The sequence below is a fragment of the Paraburkholderia polaris genome, assembly GCF_012927345.1.
Taxonomy (GTDB): Bacteria; Pseudomonadota; Gammaproteobacteria; order Burkholderiales; family Burkholderiaceae; genus Paraburkholderia; species Paraburkholderia polaris.
Genome location: NZ_JABBGJ010000049.1, coordinates 16142 through 38574 on the forward strand (window position 1 = coordinate 16142; position 22433 = coordinate 38574).

Consider the following 22433-nt stretch of genomic DNA (forward strand, 5'->3'; position numbering starts at 1 on the left):
GCATGAGCCTCGAAAGCGCGCGGAATTTCCCGGGCCCCGACTTGCTCGATACCACGTCCATCTATGCCTCGTCGGAACTCGGCGGCCAGTATCGAGAAGCGGAGGCATTTTTACGCCAGGCAGGCGTTTGAAACTACGCCCTCTTGGTTTGCTGATTTCCGACGCCCCCTCCTCTCGGCGCATGAGCAAAACGCTTACAGCGCGCGGCCTGTGCAGAACAACTCGGGCTTAAGCATGCCGTCGTCAAAAAGTCCCGCTCGTCCAAGTTGGAGCGCCAGCGGGCCGTCGCGCTGCGCTACGAACAGCACGTCAGCTGGAGGATTGTACGGCTCGCTGATGATCACGCCGCCTGACCCAGCGGAAGTGATCTGAATGGGTCTTTTCGCTTCTGCAAGAATTTGTTGTTCTCGCTGGTATAGCGTTTCGATGTCGTTCACGAATGTCCTCGTAGCAGTTAATGAAGAGCGCAGCATAAGGCCCTCTCTCCTCCCCGCCGCGAGCAATTTTTCAAAGCGCGTCTCGTCGCTCCATTGCGTCAACTTCAGTATACAAGGTCGCTAACGCGACGCCCGGCGTCAAGCGATGTGACTTCTGCAGAGTGGTTCTCGCTTGGCATAGGAATACGTCAGGATTTGAAGCAACCAGCGCTTTCAAAGCTTCGGCAGCCTCTTGCAATCTAGCGTCCGTGGCATCGTCGAAAGCCGAGTTCATTACGGGGTAGCTTCAAAATTCGGACATAAAAACCCGATAGCCGCAATGCACCATCAATGGATCGAATACTTGCCGTGTCCTGACGACGGTCCATCAGAGGCCGTACTGCCGTTAGATCACATCCTTATCCAGCAAGGCTTTGCCGTCCAAAACGCGCCATGTGTTCCGAATTCTGAAGTCGCCCCCTGTGTCACTGATGAGGCGCACCTGCTGCTCCAAGAAACGGGCGAAAAATCGCCCCTTTTCAGCCAATCAAACGCTCGAACGTATTTCTACCGCCGTCCACTCCGAACATGACACAGGCGCCGTCCATGACAGATTTTCTTTCATCGATATCGATCTTCAGGGCAATCTTTCAAGTTCGACGCAAACCGTCGACGACCGGCGCAAGGCATGCGGTTGTGCGTTTCCTTCCCTCGTTGCGTTGATGAATCAGAACAGACGCCATCGCAGCCCACCGGGGCGGACCTGCTGAGTACCACGTGTCGGCTGGCTACGCTCCGGAGGCTGACAAATCCGAATCATCATTGATTTCAAGGCTCCATTCCTCCACGAGAGCCTTCACACGGTCGGCGAGCTTGTGCTGCGCCGGCCCTTGAACCCCCTTGAGACTCAACTCTGTGCGACCATCGCCGAAGAGTTTGAGTTCGCCCAAATCGGCACCAGTAGGCGTTTTAAACTGTACGCGAGACTGGTAATGAGGGCGCCGTGATCCCGGGCGCTTGATCGTCGCGTCTGCCGATGCTGCTTGTTCGAGCCGGCGCACACTGGCTCGGCCTTCAATGATTTCCTGCAACCAATGTTCCGCGACCTGCTCGCCGGCGCGCTCGTAGATCAGCTTCAGGTTGTACGCATGGGAGAGTCCAAGCGGCTTTGCCGCCTGCGCCAGTTTATTAAAGAAAAGTTGGGGCAATTCGTTCAGGAGCGTGATTTTTGTAACCTGGTTCACCGACTCACCGACGGCCGCAGCCAATTCGTTGTAGTCGACGTAGACCCCCTCATTCAAAAGTTTTCTCCACGCAACGGCGTCATCAAATACCGTCTGTTCATCGCGTTCCTTATTTGCGCGATAGGCACGAAGATAGAGATCTTTTGCGCCCAGCGGCTCATCTGAGAGCTCGGCATCAATGTATTCGTTGCCGAGCGCCTTCGCTGCTCTAACGCGCCTCTCACCATCAACGATCACTCGCTTGTTCGGATACTCCGCAAGCTCAGTAATCTTGATGGCGTCTATCTGTCCTTCGTCGCTGAAGCTCTTCGCCAGCGAGTCGATGGTTTGCGGGTTGTAAAACGTCCGCGGGTTATAGGGATTGGATACCAGGTCCGCGAGACGGATGCTGAACCTTCCTTTCCGTGGCAGCGTCGACGGAGCCAAAGCCAACGCTGCGCCCGTTACACGCGCTGCTTCGCGCTGCGCAGTTTCTACGACGTTATTTTTGGTGAGACGTTCGTCTGCGGACAGGCGTTCTACAGCCATTCCTTGCCGAACACGGCTTGTAAGATCAAGTCGCCCTTTAGCCATTTGCCGCCTCCTCGGTTCGCTCGTTGCTCAAAAGCGCTATCAGCTCCTCCACCAGCGCCTTCAATTCCTGCTTCGCTTCCTTTTTGCCAGCCCTAACACCGGTCGCGTCGAATACTGTTCGGCCCAGCGCTGCGGCTTGCGGATAACACTCCCGGTCCGACATTGTTGACTCGAACATCAAAACCGACGATTCCGCCAGGAGCTTGCTTAGTTCGCGATACAAGATCGATTTTTTATTGGATTTATTCACTAAAATCGCGAATTTCGCTTCCGGACTGGAAGCGCGCGTGCGCTCGATGAGCGCGATCATGCCTTGACTACTCCACATCTCTAGCGGTGAAGTATTGGTCGGCACGATAGTCGCATCCGCCACGGCGAGAACACGGCCTGTCGTCAAATTCGCGATATTAGGCGGACAATCAATCAATACAATGTCAAAGTCGTTCGCAAGGTTGGCGATTTCCCGCCCGATGTTTTTTTCCAGTTTCGCTATGCTTCCCACACGAAAAGGCAACGCTTTGCTTGGGTCAGTTGTCGCCGCCCAGCTCATGCAAGACTGCTGTTCGTCCGCATCTGCTACGTAGACGTTGTAGCCTTCTTCCGCGAAAGCGGCTGCGAGATTCATCGTAACCGTGGTCTTCCCTACCCCGCCTTTCTGATTCGCAATTGCTATTGCAAGTCCCATTTCATCCTCTCCGTGAATAGCGCACCTGAGTTACGGGCCCTGAACGGGGCCCTCGATTCGCTCCGCGCCGCTCGGGCAAAGGCGCGCGACGCACAAGCTAGAATTTACTTGAGCTTGCCAGAAATGCAAGACCTGGCTTCAAATAAGTGGCACTATTTTTCTGATAACGGGCTGGCGCAGCCTCTCATCGCACATTTCCGGACGAAAAAGAACCCTCCGCAACAGTGATTCGATGAATAGTGCAGGCGCGCATGTCGCGACTCTTCCACGTGGAAGAAACCCTTTGACACTCAGAAGCGCCCGACATCAACTCGCCCCGTGTTCCGTACCTACTTTATTTCACACAAATAGCCGCGTTCCTTGCCCAGTTTCGTAATTCGATTACGCGCCCCGATGGAACCTCAATGCGAGCACGGACTGCATCTGGCCATCGGACTGTGGCAAGGAAGCAACGCGAACCCAATTTCGGAGAGGGACAAGGGTGTTGTGTACGCAAGCAGATGCCTGCGGCGGTCTGAGCGCCAGCCTGCGGCCGATCCCGGGGATCGGCCCAGTCGAAAGAAACAGAGATCTTCCACGTGGAAGATTCCCGCGCGCGAGCCAAGCCATAGCGTTGACCTTGATCCCTTCTGCCAATCTTTCACGTGAAAGACGTGAGTCACTTTGGCATACCGGGCCGTGTTACGTGCGAAAATTACCGCGCTTCTTCCACGTGGAAGAAGCGCGCCGGAACGGACATGGCTATCATCCGAGTAACTGCGCATCTGCTAGTCGTCCAACCGCGAGCCGAAATCAGTACACAACATTTCACGTGGAAGACTCAGATGACGATCATCCTATTCACGGCCACCAGATGCTATGGAATGCTGTACGCAATCTTCCACGTGGAAGACGTGAACCAGCTTGCTCATAACAAGCCGCGACGCCCACGCAACTGACATCAACTGGTGATGATTCATCGCCAACTTGCGTAATCGAAAGGCCCTCTCAAATGCAGTGCGCGATCTTCCGTGTGGAAGACGCGTGCCGCCGGACGTTTATTTATGAAGCTTGGCGCTTTGAAATGGGCTGACCTGCTGGTGTGCCGTTGGCCTCGTGCGATTGGCAATTTTTCAACTTTGTGCGCTTTTCGAGTTAATTGGCGCGGGCGGATCCGGGGTTTGGTAAGCATCTTCCACGTGAAAGATGCACGCGCTCTCGCGACGGACGAAAACATGGGTCACATGCGCGTCGACGGCCGTCTGGTTAACTACCCGGCACTGTGTGCACTCGCCACTCTGGCACGCGGTAAGCAGCGCGTTACCATTCGACGCTGCAGAGCCAAAGGTTGGTGACTCGGATTGCGATGCACGCGTACTGCTCGCCGATCACAAGACCGCCGGGATGAGAGCCCAGCAGCGTTAAATCAGATAATCTGTTAATAAACTATAGTTTTTATATTTCATTATTTCAAAGCCGCCCGAACAGAAAGGGCACGGTCGGACCTCAAACGCTTCCGATACTTGAAAGTCCGGCCTTCTCGTCGGATACCTGGGCGGGAGAGGATCCCGTTGAACTTGAGCGCGGCGCAGCTGCAAACTGGCGCTGCGATCAGGGACTTGTGCACCGCCGCGTCGGCTGAACTAACTTCGCACGCTTCAGGAGCTCCGCGTTAGCATGATTGACTTGGCGCAGAGCGGGACGAAACTAAGACGCGCCTGACGCCCGTCCACGAGAGCATCGTAGTTTGGTCAGGCGGGGGGAGGGGGTATCATGATAGCCTTCCCCCTCTAAGATCAACGAAGTGGAGTAGTCTGTTTAAACGTCTCCCCGACAACATCGTCGCACGGTGTTCAAGGTTCTCAGGCTGTGGCCGTGGACGCCAAACCTTTAATCACGAACTTAAACAGGTCCTCAGTCGATGGCTCGCCCCACGTTTCATGGGCCAACCACGACAAGAACGATTGCTGTGCTGCGGCGGATTGTTTCTTTCCACTTTCCAACCGCCACTTTTGCATCGGTTGCCACGCGTTGTAACGCACTATCAACTCCGCCTGATCAGCAGCGCTCAACTCATCAAAGTACGCTCTGGCATCCCCAAGTTGGGACGCGCGGTATTTCTCACGGATTTCCTCCTCCGTGATACCGGTTATGGACAATCCCGGGGCTGCGGCCGCCTTTTTGGTGCCGCTAGACTTCTCCGGTGCCATCCATTTCTCCGCAAGCGCTTTGCGGAAGTAGGCTGGAACATTTGTGATCGGTGTCGCGCCCTTTTTGGCTTCGCGCGCGCGGACATAGTCGAGCGCGTTGCGCACATCGCTCTCACTATGGCGGCCCAGAGTCTTTCGCGCTTCGGAACTCGGAATACCTAACTGCGTGACTGACATTAGAAGATCACTATCCACCGACTCTAGGCGCGGGGCCTCTTGCTTCCGTGCCACTGTAAAGCGAACTCCAACGACGGCGCGCCCCTGTCGAACCTCGAGTACTTCAATCGTGTGGTCACTGACCTCATTCGCCTCCCGCACTGCGGGCGTCAAGACGTTTCGCTTGAACTCCTTGTACTCGGGGTAGATTGTCTTCGCGCCTTCCTGGCCCAGAAAGAGTTGCCGAAGTTTCTCGATCGCGATTACTGCCGACTGGCCAATGCCCTCGTAACGCACGGAGTTTTCCCACAGCACCAGCGCTGCCGCGCGTTTGAACGCACGAACAATGCGCATATCAATCGTCGCGTACATCTGGGGATGAACGAGAAAGTCCCGAATCTTGGCCGAAAACTCATAGGTGAGGGTGCTACGGTCCATCTCTGCCGTCGATAGAAGACCGGTCGCGGCCCAGACTTCTCCGCGCTCGGCTTCCAGAAAGTCCCAATTCACGACCGTACCGATGAGTGAATTGATGACCCCTTTCAGATAGTCGCGGTTGTTGCTGTTCAGACCTACCTTATCAACGAGGTCCGTAAGAGCGATCGAGAACTGGGAAAGACCCACATTCGTACCGGCATGATCGCGGTCCTGCTCAATCGCATTTGCCAACAGCGCGTTGTAAATCTTGTGCTGAACAAGAGTCAGCGCTTTGTTTTTTGCGCTGATGTGAACAGCCGGCGTCGCTTTCTTGAAGGGCTCCGGTTCCTCGACAGTGAAGAGTCCGATCTGAGTCGTCCTCGCTTCGGTTTTCGCACCTTTCTTGCCCTTCAGTCGCTTTGGGGGCTGCGGCGACTGCTCAGCGAGCGTTACAGATTTGGATGCCACGCGTTGACCTCAAATTCCGTTTTATTTAGTTCTCGGTGATTGATAACAAACCTCAACACGTCAATGACTTAGCAGACAATGTTGAGATTCTACCCGATATCGTGTCGCGGTCCTTGCCAAGCGGGGCGTCCACCATACGCCTACACCCCTATCACAATCTGACCGCAATTCTGGCCTAAAAAACGACCATACGACTACACCTTTCAGCATTCCAAGGGCATCAATCTACCACCATTCTTTCCCTATACTCCGCCCTGGTGAGCGCTTACTTCCGCTTTAAACCGCATAAAACGGTGCCTGTGGCGCCCGAACTACGGATCGTCGATCCGAACTCACCACCATAGCTCTACACCTTCCACGCAACTGTCGCCGGCCGACCGGCCGGTGCAGGCCGTCCAGTGGTCGCGCCACGGCCCGAAATTGCGCTGTGGCGAACCATAGAACTACACCTTGGCGATCGTCCCATAGCGTTCCACCTTAGCGGATAACTGAAGATCATTGCGCGCCAACGGGCCTCCCAACAAATACCATAGGACTACACCTAGTTAAACAACGAGCCGACGCGCACAGCATTCCGTCTCCTTTCGCCATCAGTCGGATCGTGCCGATGGCCGCACCATGGTCCTACACCTCAAGCCAGCGTGCGAGGCGCCTACGACGACCAAGCAGAGATCCGGAGTCCCATAGGACTACACGTTCAAATCAAACCATAGATCTACACCAAACACCGGTGACCATAGCCCTACACGTTGAGGTCCTCGTGAAGTGAATTTGGATTGCCAGGAAAAAATCGTTCCAATTCAAGGGGAAACCCTTCGGTGCCTTCGGTATATTTGGGAGCCTTGGGACTTTTTCGCTGCTGTGGAATGACGGTGAGCCGCACAGGAGTAGCGAGATGCAATTTCGTGCTTTCCTTTCTTCTTAAAGACGAACGCCGTTTACGTGTTTACGTATACGCTTAACACCTTTAGTAAACCTTTAGCTCAGCTCAATCCCTTACCTGGCGGGGCTTTCAGCCTGGCAAGGTGTAGTTCTCTGGTGTCCTTGGTGGTGCTTTATGGTTCCGCTGGCGTGTGGATATGGTACGGATGGGGTAGTCGGCTGGTACGGAAGGGTGTGTTGTTATGGTACGAACGTGTAGCCCTGTGGGATTTCGGTTTCGGCGCCTACACCGCCCGATCGCTGGGCCGGCTCGCGGGCGACCGAATGCCCCAGTTGTCGGCTCGGTTCCGAGAATGGACGGCGCCGGTGTCGACGCATCCCGTGGAGACGCAGTTCAATGATGTAGGCGTGATTCAGCTGTTCAGCACTGACGGGAGGATAGGCGATGTGGAGGCCGCCGTAGCGTTCGATTGGTCTGGCTGTGCCGGCGGCGCCCCCGTAACTCGCCCGCGGCGCACGAGGCCGTTGGCGCTGCCCGCGCAAGCGCGATTCCAGGCGCGCAGCGTGTTTCACAAATTGCCTCTTTGAAGATCAGATCTTCGTTTTAAATCAAGGAAGGGAAAACGTCATGGGGTGTCCGCTCGAGAGGGATGCTTACGCGGCGCCGAGTGGGGGGGCGATTTGGACTGATGTCGGCCGTGTTCGCTCAGCGGAGAACCACCCGGACGATGTTCACCAACGGACACGGCTCCGAGGTCCGGCGAGTGCTGGACAGCTCAAAGCGTCGAGGACGACGATCTATACCCAGAGCCGCGTGCGCAGGGAGTTCATGCTCGCTGCACGGTTGCGTCCTGACAAGCGCGGCGACGTGGAAATCCTCGGAGCGTTCTGGCCGCGCACGTCCCTCCCGGCGACGCAGCCACCGAGCATGCATCCTCTCGTCCACCCCTCACCCATTTACGCCGACCTCGTAGCCACCGGGGACAGCCGCCGCCTTTCAATCGCCGAGCAGCTCTATGAAGATCACGCTGCTCAGAATACCAAACCGGCAGTGCACGAGGATATTTGAAAGGCGATGACCGTTGGGTTGTGACGATATCTCCCATTCACCGCGAGTTATCAACGCCCTGATAGCTGGTGCCTTTGCGTGTGGCACGGATCCCCTATTGCCGTTAGCGTCAGTGCGAATGCATCTTCGACGGTCCAACGATCGCGATTTGGCGCACGATATGTTTTGCCCCGATGCGCGCTAAGCGCTGCTTGTTCCTCGCGGTCCACATCCTTGATTCGCGCTCGTTCAGCTTGCTCGGCCAGTTGCATCTGCGCGGTTCTTGCATATCCACACACCTCGAGTCCCATAGGCGTCCACCTAGGCTCCCATGCCCGTCCACCAAGCAACCCGGAACGCCTTATCCAATAAGGCTTTGAGGTCATGTAAACGGCTTAAAGGGGTGAAGTGCGTAAGTAAACACATAATCGGAATCCGTTGCTGTCTTAGCAAAAAATGACCTAGGCTTTAGTCGCTGACAGCGGGTCGCCCCCTCACGGCGAGACGGGATGAACATTACAAAAACGTTCAAAAGGACAGGGGTCGCTAATCTAGATGTACGACCAACTCAAGAAAGACGCCATTTTGATACCGCCATTCTACGGAAAGTGTGCCTAATAAACAGTCAAGTAATGAACGTGAATTAAACAAGTAATAGTGATGAAAGATAAAAGGGGTGGGCGGTAGGACATGCTAGCCGGGAGGCCAGCGCTTCAGATGTTGATTATGCTCAGACCCCGTGAAATGAGGCTGTTTTTCAGCGATCTTTCGGTGGCTTCCTGAGGCTTCGCAGAACGTTTAATGGACGAGTCTAAAACAGGCCCGTTCAGATGAAATTCTTCAAGCGTTCGAAGCAGGACATAGCGTTAGCAAAGGCCCCTGGCCACTACAGCGAGGATGATCCCGAAAAGATCATCTTCGATGTGAAGACGCGTCTCTTCGTTGAAACGAATCACTGGAAGATCTTCGCGGCTGTCATGGCCGCCGTCGCTCTGATCGCCGTTTCCACGCGTAATCCACCGCCGTCTGTAGTCAAGGCCTACGGCGTGTCCGCCGACACAGCCGGCACCCCTGTGCTTCGCGAACTCACGACCTACCAGCCGAACGCACTGGCGATCCGCGTCGCCATCAAGGAAATGACCCAGCGCTGGTTCACCATCGAACCGGTCCTGTCTGGCGACATCAAGCACTCGCGCATGGCCACCAACATCAGGGCTGTGCAACTGCAGATGGAAGGGAAAGCCCAGTCTTCTTTCGTGGATTGGCTGCGGAACGATGCGCCGTTCGAGGCCATCGCCGCCGACCCAAAGCTCACCCGGCAGGTGACCGTCACCAATGTCGCCTTGCTCGAAGATTCGACCGTCGTCGTGAACTTCACGACATCGACGTCACAGGGTGAAGCGGATCAACCCGTGGTCCAGCGATTCTCCCTGACGCTCCGGTATGAGGTCCAGCCGCCAGCGTCCGACGCTGCTCTTGGCTCCAATCCTTTCGGGATTTTCATCCCGTTCTATACGATCGAGAAATCCGCATGATCTCCCTGACTCGCATTGCTGCACCCATCGCCGCAGCGCTTGGTATCTCGATGATTATTGCTGTGGTCAGCGCAAACGCGGCCGAAACCGTAAAGCGCGGTAGCATCGATCCGGTAGCAGCAAGCGATGGCGCCTCGGTCAATCCGGCTGGCCAGTACAACGGCGGTGTCGATCCGGTAACGATGCCGAACGACGCACGTATGGCCGTGTTCACTTACTCGCGCGATCAGATTTATCGCGTGATGACTGCGCCGCTGAAGACAACGACGATCGAGTTCGCCAGTACGGAGAAACTGATCGCGGACCCCGCCATGGGCGACACGATCAGGTGGACGATCGATACGGACGGCGCGAACCACGTGTTCGTGAAGCCGAATCAGCCGGGCCTCATCAACACCCTGCACCTGTCAACGAATCTGCACGAGTACGACATCACGCTTGTCTCGTCGCCTCTCGGTGGCCTTTTCTACCAGACCGTCCGCTTCAACTATCCGGGGTCGTTGATGGCGAAGGTGCGTGAGCACCAGCAAGCCAACCCGCAAAGCGATCCATCCGGCGACCCTACAAATTCCGGCGCCATGAACGTGTCGCCAGACAAGTTGAATTTCAGCTGGGAAATCCACGGCGATGCAGCGTTCCGCCCGGAAACAGTATTCGATGATGGCAAATTTATCTGGATGCGTATGCCGGCCAATGCGCCGTACGCGGTTCCGATCATCAAGGATCACGGCGACAACGTAAGCCCGAACTTCATCCGTCGCGGGCAGTACCTGGTCGTGCAGCAGATGGCCGACGAAATCGTGCTTCGCGCCAATCACGATGAGGTCAAGGTTGAGCGCGCTCATCACGGCCTGTTCGGTCTTTAACCCGGAGCGGCGATGAGCACGTCAACCGATCAGAAGGGTTCCTTCTTCAAAGGGAAGACACCGAGGAATGCAATCCTCGGTGTCGGCCTGGTAGCGGCAGTTGTCATCGGTGGTCTGGGCATCTATTACCAGGCAAAAGAGGACGCTCAAACAAAGGCGGATGCTGCTGCAAAGAAGGGCCAGCAGCAACAGTTCAGCCGCAAACCGGATAACGGCAATCAGGATTTCAACTCCATCATTAATGAGCAGCAGTCGGCCGCGGATCTGAAGGCGCAGAAAGCGCAACGCGCTCAACCCACGAACGCCAGTACCCCGAGCGCGGACAGTTTCGTCGACCCGCAGGGAAATGGCGCTCGCGGTAACCGGGCGCCGACGCCGGGTGGCGACGAAGACGGGATCTATTCCGCCGGTATCTTCAAGGGCGGTGGTCACCAGATCCAGAACAAGGCTGGCGCCAATGGTGCTGGCGGTCTGGCCGGCAATGGCGCGACCCTCAGTGGGGAAGGGGGGGTACCGACGCCTCAGGAAATGATGGCCGCGCAGGCGACAGCGGGGCGTAGCGTCCAGGACACGTTGGCGGCGGTTCAAGGCCAGATGACCCAGGGGGCGCAAGACCGGGCAGGTGCTGGTAGCGCAGCTGGGTCGCAGCAGAGCGACCTGGCGTTCTTGCGCACCGCGAAATTGAGTTCGCAGAGTGGTGCGGGTTTCTCAACGGCTTCGTTCGTTGGGCAGGAAAAGAGCTGCACCCTCGCGCCCCCGAATCACATTCCGGTCCTGACGATGGAGAAGTTGAATTCCGATCGTCCGGGGACGGCCTCGCTGCTCGTCACCGAAGACGTGTACGACAGCGTCACGGGCACCTGCCTGGTGATCCCGAAAGGCTCGAAGATCGTGGCTCCGTACTCGTCGGATATTCGCGTGGGCGCCGAGAGCATCATGGTCGCCGGCACGGAATTGCGTTTGCCCAATGGAAAAGAAGTGCCACTGAACGGGGCCGCAGGCGCAGATCAGGATGGCGAAGCGGGCTTCTCCGGGGACGTTAATAACCACTTCCTCAAGATCTTTGGCGCTTCCTTCGCGACCGCGATCCTGCTGGGTGTCTTCGACAAGAACTCGACTGTAGCGACGACATCATCGCCCTACGGTGTCACGCAGGTCGGTGACACGGCTGGGCAGGTTGCCGCGCAAACGTCGCAGTCAATCCTGTCCCGCTATCAGAACATTCCGCCGACGATCACCGTCAAGCCGGGCACGCGCTTCATGGTCAAGGTAAATCAGGATATCCACCTGGAGCCATACCATGAATAAGCGGGTGGCCATAGCCCTTGCGATGACAGGCATTGCGGCGGCTGCGGCGGCGCAGGCCGGAACAGGGCCGATGATCCAGGACATCATCAGCCCGGATTCCATCGTCCTCGTAAAGGACGGGGTGAAGGCACTCAAACCGCTTGAGGGCACGCCCGTGTACTTCTGCGGGATGCGCGCCTTCAAGGAGTGGGCAAAGCCGCTTCTTGGGCAGGCGGTCTACGCCGACAAGTCGGACAAGCTGACTGTGCTGGTCGACTCCAGGCCGGTCGAGCTGGAAACGCTGCTCGTTCGCGCAGGCTGGCTTCAGCCGACCAATCTGAATGACGACGCGCAGGCCGCGATCACGGAGCATCGCGGCGGGTGGAACTGTGCGAGCAACGAGACCGCGTTCGACCTCATGCACGCCACAGTCGACGCCAAGGTGCTCGCCGGTATCGCGATGAACGAGTCGAACTATGCCGGTCGTCCATGGCCATGGACGCTCAACGTCGCCGGTCGCGGCTATTTCTTCAAGTCCCGTGAAGGGGCATATCGCGCGATTACTTACCTGCTGTCGCAGGATCGTTGTGACTTCGACGTCGGGATCATGCAGGTGAACTGGTGCTACCACCACCAACGATTTGTCTCGCCCTGGGATGCGCTCAAGCCCAGCACAAACATTAAGGCAGCCGAATCGATTCTCAACGAGAACTACAGCAAGACCCATTCTGTTGCGCAAGCGGTGGCTGATTACCACAGCGCCAATCCGGAACCTGGCCGAGAGTACCTCGCGCGCTTCGTTCAACACCTTGATCAACTGGAGGCTGGCCTGTGAAGCGCATCGCCAGATACGTCGCCATCGCTTGCGCCTGCTTGGCCGGCACTTTAGTCCATGCGGCCGACACCGATCCATTCGACTTCGATTACACGATCATCGGCGCGAACGCGGATCGTCCGGAAGCCGTCTTTAACGACGGTTCGCAGACGTTCATCCAGCCCCGCAACGGTCAGAGCATTACCGCGGATGGTGGGCACATCGAAGGCCCCTACGTGGTGGTCGATGGGACGCCCGACACGATTCAGTTCCGGGTCAATGACCGGCCGGCGACAGCGCGTTGGAAAAGCGGGAACTCGTTCATAGGGGGCCCGTTGTCGCCGTCGCAATTTCGTGGCGACCAGCCGGCCGGCTTCGCTGGATTCAGCGATCACCTTGTGATTATTGGACAGGTGAGCGCGATCGAACCGGTACGCGGTATCAGCAGCACCATGACCATTAGCAGTCTGGTCAAGGCATTGGTGCCGCAAGGCTGGAGCGGTTCCGCCGAGAAGGATATCGACCTGACCAATCAGGTGGCCTTCACGACCCAGGACGGAGAAAGCTGGATGCAGGCGCTCGATCGACTCATGAACCAGGGTGGCCTGTTCGCGTCGGTAGATTTTTCGAAACACCATGTGCGCCTTGAGCGCTCTGCGCCCAAGTCGGTAGCGGTTGCCTACGCACCGAACACCGCTGTGGCGGGGGCCGTAGCCGCGCCGAATTTGCCGGCTCCCAGAACAGAGGCCAAAGGCACATCGAACTACCAGTCGCAACTCGCGACCGTGTTCGGCGCGCAGGCGATCCGCGATGCGGACGACTCGCATGTTCAGATCCGTTTTACGAGCAGGCCGACCGACGAGTTGACTTTCCGCAATCTTGCCGGCGAATCGCTGCACCCGCACTGGGATCGCGACGCCAACGTGGTCACGATAGACAGGGCTCGTGTCTTTGTCGTATCGGACGGGAAGAACAAGGTCGAAATCGGCCGCCAGACCGGGATGATCTTCGACTTTGAGGCGAACAACGGGGCGCATCTCGAAGCCGTGTTCGAGGCGGACGGTGCCACGTACTTCCGCTTCGCGCCCACGGTCATTCAGGCGTCAGTCACTGATGTCAGGGGCCAGGGCAAGGGCGAGCAGAGAGGCGCTGCGTACAAGTTCGACGGCACCGCCGATCAGTTCATTGCGACGGCGGACGGCGGCACCACGACGGTCTCGCGCCACGCGGCCACGCACTTCTACGAGAGGACACCGTCATGAAACGGATGCCGATCTTCGCGGCAGTGGTGTGCGTAGGCATTGCTTGCATGGCAAGCACTGGTGCGCGCGCCGATTGCCTGGATGACGCAGCTATCTATTTTGACCTCGATCCGATGCTCGTGCGTGCGATTGCCAAACACGAATCCGGCATGCGTGCCGATGCAGTGAACCGGAACCGCAACGGCAGTTACGACATCGGCCTGATGCAGATCAACACGGTCTGGCTACCCAGGCTTCAGGAGAAGGGCATCACGGCCGAGTCGCTCAGGAATCCATGCGTCAACGGTTACGTGGGCGCATGGATTCTCCGCTCGAACGTGGAACGTTTCGGGCAAACGTGGAAGGCGGTTGGCGCTTACAACGCGAGCTCTTCCGACAAGCAGTTGAAGTATGCCAATAGCGTCTACAGCATCTGGACACGGCTTCGAAACATGGCTTTCGAACAACGAACCGCGAGCGCGCAATGAAACATCACATCCGAACCACCATCTGCCACGCTGCCTTCGGAGTTGCGGCGGTCATGGCCATCAGCGCAAGCCCGGCGGCAAGCGCATACGCCGACAATTCAGGCGTCTTCCAGCCGAACGACGATCAGTTCGGTGCAGGCTGGCAGGTGCTTCAGGCACCTGCTCCATCCGCACCGATCGCTGCGCCGTCTCCGGTAGCGGCACCCATCGCCTCACCGGCGGTGGTAGCAACGCCGATCGTCGATCAGCCGCCGATGTACACCGCGATGGCGGAGCCAGGCCCGTCAGTCTCCACGTCGAACGCTTCGCAAGCCGTGCCGATTGCGAGGCCGGTCGTCCAGCCGCCGAGGGCGGTTGTTGCGTCGGGGCACCCTCCTCAGCAAGCGTCGGCTTCCATTGCCGGTGCACTCGCGCCGACCCCGATTCCTGCGGCCGACAAGGTGCCGGTTGCGAACAGCCTGTCGAGTGGAGAAACGGTGATGGCGGCGGCGACTCCTGACGCGATGCCCGCCGCAACGGAACTTGGCCATACCTTCGAGCTCCAGGCGGGACTTTCCCTCGAACAGCAGCTGCAGTCGTGGGCACACGATGCTGGTTGGACGCTGACGTGGAATCTGACGGACGACTGGGTCGTCCCCGGCAACAAGTCGTACGGCACTGACTTCGCGCAGGCAGCGCAACAGGTAATCGAGCAAGCGGCAAACAACGGTGCGGATATCCGTGCCGACCTTTATTCCGGCAACCGCTCGCTGGTTGTCCATCAAGCGGGAGCGGTGCGATGACTCAAAGGAAGCAGATTTTCACACCGCGCCAGCGCGCGGCTGCATGTCTCGTGGCGATGGCAATGAATTTTGCTGGTTGCGCAGTTCCGACCATCCATCAGGAACAACGTGACATCGGCAAGGCCGCGGGATCCGCCGCAGATACGCCGGCTCCGATCGGCCCAGTGGTCCAGGTTCATGACGGTTCGTGGCTGCTCGGCGAGAGGATTCAGGCGAGCAAGCCACAGCCGGAGATCTACAACCGGATTGTGGATTTCAATTCGGGCAGTTCATCGCCGTCGCTCTCCGACATCGTCTCGTACCTGTCAGAAGTGGTCCGCGTTCGCGCGGAAATTGACTCGTCGGCAACTGGTTCAGGCGCGGCAACGACGGCAATCATGCCTTCCGCACCGACGGGAATTACCCTCGGTCAACGTTCCGTGGGGCGGATGCCGGACCTTCCAGCGGGCCTCGCGACCAGCTTCACCGGCAGTGGCGGTTTGGCGGCCAGCGGCCCGTCGGGCGGGCCAATTCGCTACCACGGCCTGCTGCGCGGCTTCCTCGACGTGGTGGATGGTCGTTTCGGGGTCTGGTCGCACTACGTCGATGGAACGGTGAGCTTTTACAGGACCGAAACGCGTACCTTCACGATCGGGAGTCTGCCAGACCAATCCTCGATGTCAGGTTCGATCTCGACAACTGATTCGAGCGGTGGATCGAGTTCGGGCTCATCTGGTGGTTCAGGCTCCATCACGCCGGCCGCGTCACCGGGCGGCATCAGCGGCGGCAGCGGCGGGAGCTCGGGCGGTGGCAGCGGACAGCAGATGAGCCTCGCCGTTGGTGTGAGCCCGTGGGCAAGCTTGAAGGATACGGCACAGTCCATCGCGGGACCGGGCGCACAGGTTACGGTAGATCCGAACCTTGGCACGCTAACGGTCACCGGATCGCCACCGCAATGCGATCGCGTCGAAGGACTGACGAACAACCTCGCTGCAATGTTCGGCAAGCAGGTTGCCATCGACGTGCACGTCTATGAAGTTCGCACGACGGGCGAAGAAAATTACGGCATAAACCTTGCGCTCGCGCTGAAGACGAAATCCGGTCATACAAGCGCAGGCTCGTCTACCGTCTCCATCCCCACGGTTTCGAGCGCCGCGACGCCGATGACATTCGGCGCCACGATTCTGCAAGGTCCGTTTGCCGGCACGGGCGCGACAGTCCAGGCACTGTCCACGATGGGCGATGTCTCGGAAGTCGTCTCGCGCTCGGGTATCACGCAGAACGGCAAGGTGCTGGCCCTCCAATCAGCTCAGTCTGTTGGGTACGTCTCTTCGTCCACCTCTACCCAGACCGCTTCGGTTGGCAGCTCGACCGCGATTTCGACGAGCACGCTGGTGCCCGGCTTCACGAGTTCGTTCCTGCCGAAGGTAGTCAACGGTCGCATCCTGATGGCGTTCGACATGACGCTCTCGGACCTGCTGAGCCTGCAAACCTTCACATCGGGCACCGGAACGGGCCAGTCAAGCGTGGAACTGCCGACGATGCAGATGGCTCGCTTCGAACAGTCCGTGACGCTGAAGCCAGGTGAGACGCTGGTCCTGACGGGCATGCGTCAACAGTCGGCTACTTCTACCAACAACGGTGTCGGCGTGCCGCAGAACTTCCTGCTCGGCGGTGGCCTGGATGCGTCGCACCAGCAGACCATCCTTGCCGTAGTTATCACCGCGCGCATTCTTTAAGGACAGGTGCCATGAAGACTTACCAGAAGACCACCGCGCTCGTGCTTGCTGCGCTCGTTTCCGCCGGCGCGTGGGCGGCCGCGCCCAGCGCGACACCTGGCTCGACGTCCACCGCACCCGTGCCGGTGTCGGAGATTCCGGAGCTCCTCGCCAATGAACAGGCGCAGACGCCACTCCTGATTGCGAAAGCGACGAACGCAAAGCTTCGGGACGACATCAGGCAACTTGAACACCCGAACGCCGCCGGGGGGGCGGCTGCGGCCGGCGGGGGGCTGTCTGGCCTGAGCCAGTCGCTTGCGAAGGCGCGCAACGATGGTGGGGACCTGGGGCTCATCCAGGTCGGCGGCGCTGACGGTTCGTACCGTGCGTACATCAGCATTAACGGCCGCACCATCATCGCCGAAGTTGGCGACACGATTGATAACGGGTGGCATGTCGTGGCGATCACCAGCTCGACTGTCCAGCTTTCGAACGGCAAGCAACAGAAAACGCTGAGGATCTGACTACATGGCTCATGTCCTGACACTCCCCGGCGTAAAAGGTCTGTTTGCAGTCGGCATGTCCTGGCGTCATGAAGAAGCCGTGCCGAAGGCAAAGGCATTGCGTGAACTTGCAGCTGATATGGGCAAGTGGGGCACGGTTTATACGGCGAAGGGCGGTGGCGTGCAGGTCGGCTTCTGTGACCCGATCGACGGCCTGAAGAGTCCTGGCAAGGCGCGTTCACTGGCTGCAGCCGTCGCAGAGGAATTTGCCCAGCCCTGGCGCGGCATCTTCGAAGTGGGCCACGGTCTTTACTGGTATGTCGCGGTTCGGGACGGCCAGGAAATTCTCAACGACGGCGACATCGTCGGTACCGAGGATGACGTGGCTCGCGTTTGGGCGGAGCACGACCGGTTGTCGGAGTGGAAGACTGAGATCACGGACAAGCCGCTCGAAATCCTCGCAGTCGCGGTCCAGACGAAGAGCAATCTGGCACGCCTGCGCGACCTCAGCTACGACCCGACGATGCTCTATATCGGGGCTGCCGGGGTGGTCGTGCTCGCACTGGCCGGAGTGGGCGTGTGGGGATACTTCCACCATAAACACCAGGAAGAACTGATGGAGCAGCAGTCGCTTGCTGCGCGTGCGGCTGCGCTATCAGCGAAAGCTGCAGCCGACGCGAAGGCGGCGATGATGCCGTGGTTGGCGTTGCCGTTGACCCACGACGTGTTCAGTGTGTGTCAGGCCCAGTGGAATCAGGAGGCGTTATCGATCAAGGGTTGGGGGCTTAGCACCTGGACGTGTAGTGCCGACGCGGTCGGCATTACGATCGAAACGAAGTGGACGCGCAACGGTGGCGTGGCCAATGATGCGCCGGGCAAGCTGGATGATGGAGGCGAGTCGTCCTCGCAGGACACTGTGATAGCGCAGACGTTTGGCGGCCTTAACCAGGACGCGCTGACTGGCGAAGCGGCGCCGCGAGCAATGTACACGCTGGTGCAGACGTACGGCGCCAAGCTGCAGCTGACGAAGCAACCGGAAATGGCGCCGAAGGAAACCCCGGATACGCCGAACGCGGTTCCGCCTCCGCCGTGGCTTGCGTACCCGATGACGCTGGACCTCTATGCTCCGCCATGGGTTGAAATCGGTGCAGCGCCGTTCGACCAGGTGACAGGCCTGCGCGTCGCGAGTATCGAATACGACAGCAACAAGCGGGTATGGACAACGAAAGGCACGCTGTACGGGATGCGCGAGGCGACGACTGCGTTAGCTGTTGCGGCCTCCGACGGCTCCGGCGTGGTTCCGACGGCGCTCGCTTCGCCCGCCTCAGCGGCAACGACGGCTGTGACGTCCGCTCCTGCTGCGGCGCCTGCCGCACCGGCGTCGTCTGTCGTGAGCGGGCCGGTTATCGGGGCAAGCGCACCCGTTGCCGCGGCGGCTCGCCCCGCAAGTGGTAAGCCGAAGCCAACCGACACGACCCTAACGGCGGCTGGGCCCGTGCCGAAACCGGCGTCTGTCGTAGCGCTGACGCCAGTAGCGCCAGTGGCTCCGACGTCCCCCACGGACAGCGACAAGTCGCAGGGTGGCATGGGCGCGCTTGCTCTCGTACAGGCGCATCGCAACGCTACAGTCGCGACGGGTGTAACCGTTGTGGGTTCAGTACCGGCGCGGCCGGTGAAGCCCGCTCTGGCGACCGTTCCGCCGGGCGTGGGCAATTGAAGCCATTTATGGGACTTCTCGACAGCCTCACAGGCAGAAACCTGGTGCCGACGCGCGCAAGCAGCGGTCCGGCGTTGCCTCGCGAGCCGAGTCAGACGTCGAGCACCGATGCCGTGGAGCGGCCAGTTCTGCAAGGTGGCGTAATTCCGCCGCGACCGGGCGCGACGGTGCCAGCTCGTCACGCGGTAGTCGAGAAGGTTCACAGGATTCCGCCGGCGCCGGCGTCGCTGCAGGAACACGTCAGCCACCCCGAAACAACAGGTGCTCCGTTTGCTGAGGCTGCCGTCACGATCGGCGTGATGACGCCTGAGCAGGCAAGCGAGTTGCGGCGCCTGCAGGTTACGACCGGCATGACGTCGCCGATGATCGCTCGCGAGATGATGAGCATCTCGCAGGACGAGATCGATGCAGTGATGCAGGTGCGGGCATGCACCGTCTACGTCGATGCGAGGCACGTCGGGCAAAGTGCCTACCAGACCTGGCGGGACGATATTCGCCGGCTCGACCACAGCGTGCGATTCGAGGAAGTCGACGCCCGCGTGATCGTGGAGATGCGAGCAACGAAGACTTCGATGCAGGTCGCGGAAGCCTCGAAGGGACAGGGGAACCTCAACAACGTAAAGCAGATTCTCTCGTATTGCGCGACGATCGGCGGAAGTGACTTGCATGTGCTCCAGCGGGAAGACCACACGGAGATGCAGATACGGGTCAAGGGCGACCTGAAGACCATGAAGCGCGCGATCCTGAATCCGGCCGAGGGCGAGGCTTTCGTGCGCTCGATGTACACCGGCCTTGCAACCGTCAAGGAGGCCACTTACAACCCGCTGAGCTTCCAGGACGCGCAGATCAAGGGTGACTCCTTGCCCGGCACCATGCTGTCGAGCATACGAATCATCCGCGGCCCCATGTTCCCCGTTGAAACCGGCGGGGGTTTTACCGTGGCTCGTCTTCAATTCCTCGCGGCCAAGAAGTACGACAGCGCCCAGATCCAGATTGCGTCGGAACGCCTCGGGCTGGTCGAGCCAGCGAAGCCGGAAGGAGAATTCCGGCTCGGCAAGATGGGATTCACGCAGCACCAGGTCGAAATGCTCGAGCGCCTGATCCGCCGCTCCATGGGCATCATCGTTGTGACCGGGCCCACTGGCTCTGGCAAAACCACGACGTTGTACGAGCTCACGAAGCAGCAGGCGCGGCTGTTTCCGCATACGCGCCTCGTCACAATCGAGAATCCGCCCGAGTATCCGATGCCGTGGGCGATCCAGCTCTCATGTCGCAGCGAAGAGTTTCCGCAAATGGTCCGGTACTCGCTGCGGATGGACCCGAACGCGATTCTGCTGGGCGAAGTCCGCGGTGTGGATGAAGCCCTTGCGGCGCTTCAGGCCGCAATGACAGGGCACCTCGTGCTGACGACCCTCCACGTGACCGATCCCTTCGAGACGTTTTCGCGGCTGGAACTCCTGGACAACGTGCGCCTCTCGCGCCAGGTGGTCTGCAACCACAAGCAGGTCATCGGGCTGATCTCGCAACGGCGCGTTCCGATTCTTTGCGGTAACTGTAGTCGAGCGGGCGCGGGGGAGTTCGAAAAGTATCCGGGCTACCTGCAACGTGCTTTGAAGTCATGGGCCGGCGCTCGCCCATACGGGCTGGAAAAGGTGAAGGTACGTGGAAAAGGATGCCCCGATTGCAACTACCTCGGGATTATTCGGGAGCAGGCCGTGGCGGAAGTTGTCGTGACCGATGAGCAACTCATGGTGGACTGTATTGAGGACGGCGTGCTGATCGCGGGACGCAAGCACAGGAAGAGGCCGGGTTCCGACAAATCGATGATCGAGCACGCGATGGACCTCGTACTCGACGGGTTGCTGGACCCATCTGATGCAGAGCACGAAGTGGATGAAATTCCAATATGGGAGGGTACTAATGGCTAATATTTCCTGGCCTCTGCGTAAAAAGTTCTACGAGCAGGCGTCGACGCAGATCGAGAATGGGCTCGGCCTCACCAAGGTACTGGGCGATTTTCGTGATCGGCTGATCCGTCGCGGTCGCAAGAAAGCGGGGGAAGCTTTTCAACAGGTCTACCGTCACGTGGAGGACGGAAAGACGCTGACCGAAGCGATGGGCCGAAAGATAACGGATCTTGAACGCACGGTGATTTCGGCCGGCGAAAAGGCCGGTTCGATACCGCAGTCGATGCGCCTGGTCCTCGACGTGCGCGAAATGACCTCGCGGATGATCAACCAGCTGCGATCGAGCTTCTTTGCGCCGACGGTCTACATGATCGCCATGTACCTGGTACTGTTCATCATCGGCGACTATATCGTGCCGCAATTCACGGCTGCGGTGCCGGTTAAGAAATGGACTGGCTGGGCATTCACGATGTATCAAATGGGCGACCTGGCAACGAGCTGGAAAACGCCCATCGTTTTTGGGGGTATCGCGGTTTATGCGGGGTGGGCGATGTGGGCATCGTCGCGTTGGACTGGGGCGGGCCGAACGTTCTGCGACCAGAAAATCTTCCCGTTCACAACCTATCGTGAGGTCGCCGGCTTCTCGTGGTTGCTGTCGTTCGGTGCGCTCCTACAGGCTGGCGTGGCGGATACCGTAGCATTGAAGGGGCAGATTCAGAAAAGTTCGCCGTGGCTCGCGTCGCGTTTGCGGCCGATCCTGCACGAACTTGAGGACGGTCGGGATCTCGCCACCGCGATGCGGAAGTCGGGCTACGGTTTCCCGTCACCGGAACTGATCGACGACATTTCCGCCTATGTCGGATTCCCGAACTTCCCGGAGATGATCGAGAAGGTGTCACGGCAGTACGCGAAGACACTCGAGAAGCAACTCGTCGCACGCGGCGCGATAATCTCGTTCTTTTTTAGCATGGTGATGTTCGGGGCAATGATCGTGCTGCAGTTGGGCGCAAACTCGATTTCCACGATTTTGACGTCGAACATGAGTCACGGGTGATCAAGAGAATTGCGGCTGTGAACCCCCGGGCGTAAAGCAAGCCAACGTGTGCCAGTTGGTGGCACCCGTGCCGGTCATCATGGCAATCGCCGCGATGGTGACAGGTATCGTGCCGGGGGATGCATGGCCGATGGCGAACGCCAGTGCTGCACCGACGCGCGGCAGCCGGCGCTTGTAGCCGTCGGCGAGGGCCGGCCAATCTTCCTGTCGGGATCGCGTCCAGCGCCCGTTAGAAGCCTTTCTTGCGCTAGTTCCCGCCCCCCCGGATCAACCTGAAGACGCCTGGTGACACCCGGCGTTTGGAACGGTCGCGCGCGGAGGCTTCGCCACGTCGTAGCGGCGATGACCGCGTCCCCTGCGGTCGGCGTCTACCGTGCCAGCAGCTTGCCAGCGACGCAGTGTCGTGACCGACACCACCAGCGCTCGCGCTCCTGCACCAGCCAACCTATTCCAACAAGCCGGGT

At 59.1% G+C, this 22433-nt stretch carries 17 protein-coding genes; 13 read left to right on the forward strand and 4 right to left on the reverse strand.

The window, feature by feature from the left end:
* Positions 1-194: 194 nt before the first annotated feature.
* The 4 genes from HHL24_RS35215 to HHL24_RS35230 all read right to left on the reverse strand — a co-directional run bounded on the left by HHL24_RS35215 (position 195) and on the right by HHL24_RS35230 (position 6148).
* Positions 195-437, reverse strand: coding sequence for a hypothetical protein (locus HHL24_RS35215; RefSeq protein WP_169489894.1), 243 nt, complete (start codon positions 435-437; stop codon positions 195-197).
* A 767-nt stretch (positions 438-1204) separates the two neighbouring features.
* On the reverse strand, positions 1205-2233 hold the full coding sequence (locus tag HHL24_RS35220; protein WP_169489895.1) for a ParB/RepB/Spo0J family partition protein: 1029 nt from the start codon (positions 2231-2233) through the stop codon (positions 1205-1207).
* Positions 2226-2918, reverse strand: coding sequence for a ParA family partition ATPase (gene parA / locus HHL24_RS35225; RefSeq protein ID WP_169489896.1), 693 nt, complete (start codon positions 2916-2918; stop codon positions 2226-2228). Before parA ends, HHL24_RS35220 begins: the two co-directional genes overlap by 8 nt.
* Before the next feature lie 1841 nt (positions 2919-4759).
* Entirely contained in the window at positions 4760-6148 is a 1389-nt protein-coding gene (locus HHL24_RS35230) for a replication initiation protein (RefSeq protein WP_169489897.1), read from the reverse strand.
* Between the two features lie 1510 nt (positions 6149-7658).
* Between HHL24_RS35230 and HHL24_RS45195 the strand changes: the two genes are divergently transcribed.
* The 13 genes from HHL24_RS45195 to HHL24_RS35295 all read left to right on the forward strand — a co-directional run bounded on the left by HHL24_RS45195 (position 7659) and on the right by HHL24_RS35295 (position 21969).
* Positions 7659-8099, forward strand: coding sequence for a type IV toxin-antitoxin system AbiEi family antitoxin (locus HHL24_RS45195; RefSeq protein WP_169489898.1), 441 nt, complete (start codon positions 7659-7661; stop codon positions 8097-8099).
* A gap of 809 nt (positions 8100-8908) precedes the next feature.
* Positions 8909-9613 (forward strand): type IV secretion system protein, encoded by a 705-nt coding sequence (locus tag HHL24_RS35240; protein ID WP_169489899.1) that lies wholly within the window; start codon positions 8909-8911, stop codon positions 9611-9613.
* Complete coding sequence (locus HHL24_RS35245) at positions 9610-10479, forward strand: TrbG/VirB9 family P-type conjugative transfer protein (RefSeq protein WP_230417702.1); 870 nt, start codon at positions 9610-9612, stop codon at positions 10477-10479. The genes HHL24_RS35240 and HHL24_RS35245 overlap by 4 nt, the downstream gene beginning before the upstream one ends.
* A 12-nt stretch (positions 10480-10491) precedes the next feature.
* A complete protein-coding gene (locus HHL24_RS35250) occupies positions 10492-11787 on the forward strand; it encodes a TrbI/VirB10 family protein (RefSeq protein ID WP_169489900.1) in 1296 nt (431 codons plus the stop codon).
* A complete protein-coding gene (locus HHL24_RS35255) occupies positions 11780-12601 on the forward strand; it encodes a transglycosylase SLT domain-containing protein (RefSeq protein ID WP_169489901.1) in 822 nt (273 codons plus the stop codon). Before HHL24_RS35250 ends, HHL24_RS35255 begins: the two co-directional genes overlap by 8 nt.
* The gene (locus HHL24_RS35260) at positions 12598-13842 is read left to right on the forward strand and encodes a TrbG/VirB9 family P-type conjugative transfer protein (RefSeq protein WP_169489902.1); all 1245 of its coding nucleotides are present in this window, start codon (positions 12598-12600) and stop codon (positions 13840-13842) included. The genes HHL24_RS35255 and HHL24_RS35260 overlap by 4 nt, the downstream gene beginning before the upstream one ends.
* Positions 13839-14309, forward strand: coding sequence for a lytic transglycosylase domain-containing protein (locus tag HHL24_RS35265; protein WP_169489903.1), 471 nt, complete (start codon positions 13839-13841; stop codon positions 14307-14309). Before HHL24_RS35260 ends, HHL24_RS35265 begins: the two co-directional genes overlap by 4 nt.
* A complete protein-coding gene (locus tag HHL24_RS44280) occupies positions 14306-15091 on the forward strand; it encodes a toxin co-regulated pilus biosynthesis Q family protein (protein ID WP_230417703.1) in 786 nt (261 codons plus the stop codon). The genes HHL24_RS35265 and HHL24_RS44280 overlap by 4 nt, the downstream gene beginning before the upstream one ends.
* Positions 15088-16809: a secretin N-terminal domain-containing protein gene (locus HHL24_RS35275; protein ID WP_169489904.1), complete on the forward strand. Its 1722-nt coding sequence runs from the start codon at positions 15088-15090 to the stop codon at positions 16807-16809. Before HHL24_RS44280 ends, HHL24_RS35275 begins: the two co-directional genes overlap by 4 nt.
* Positions 16810-16820: 11 nt before the next feature.
* Positions 16821-17312, forward strand: coding sequence for a type IV pilus biogenesis protein PilP (pilP, locus tag HHL24_RS35280; protein ID WP_169489905.1), 492 nt, complete (start codon positions 16821-16823; stop codon positions 17310-17312).
* Between the two features lie 4 nt (positions 17313-17316).
* On the forward strand, positions 17317-19008 hold the full coding sequence (gene pilO2, locus HHL24_RS35285; protein WP_169489906.1) for a type 4b pilus protein PilO2: 1692 nt from the start codon (positions 17317-17319) through the stop codon (positions 19006-19008).
* Between the two features lie 350 nt (positions 19009-19358).
* Positions 19359-20936, forward strand: coding sequence for an ATPase, T2SS/T4P/T4SS family (locus HHL24_RS35290; RefSeq protein WP_230417704.1), 1578 nt, complete (start codon positions 19359-19361; stop codon positions 20934-20936).
* A complete protein-coding gene (locus HHL24_RS35295; protein ID WP_169489907.1) occupies positions 20929-21969 on the forward strand; it encodes a type II secretion system F family protein in 1041 nt (346 codons plus the stop codon). The genes HHL24_RS35290 and HHL24_RS35295 overlap by 8 nt, the downstream gene beginning before the upstream one ends.
* Positions 21970-22433: the final 464 nt, after the last annotated feature.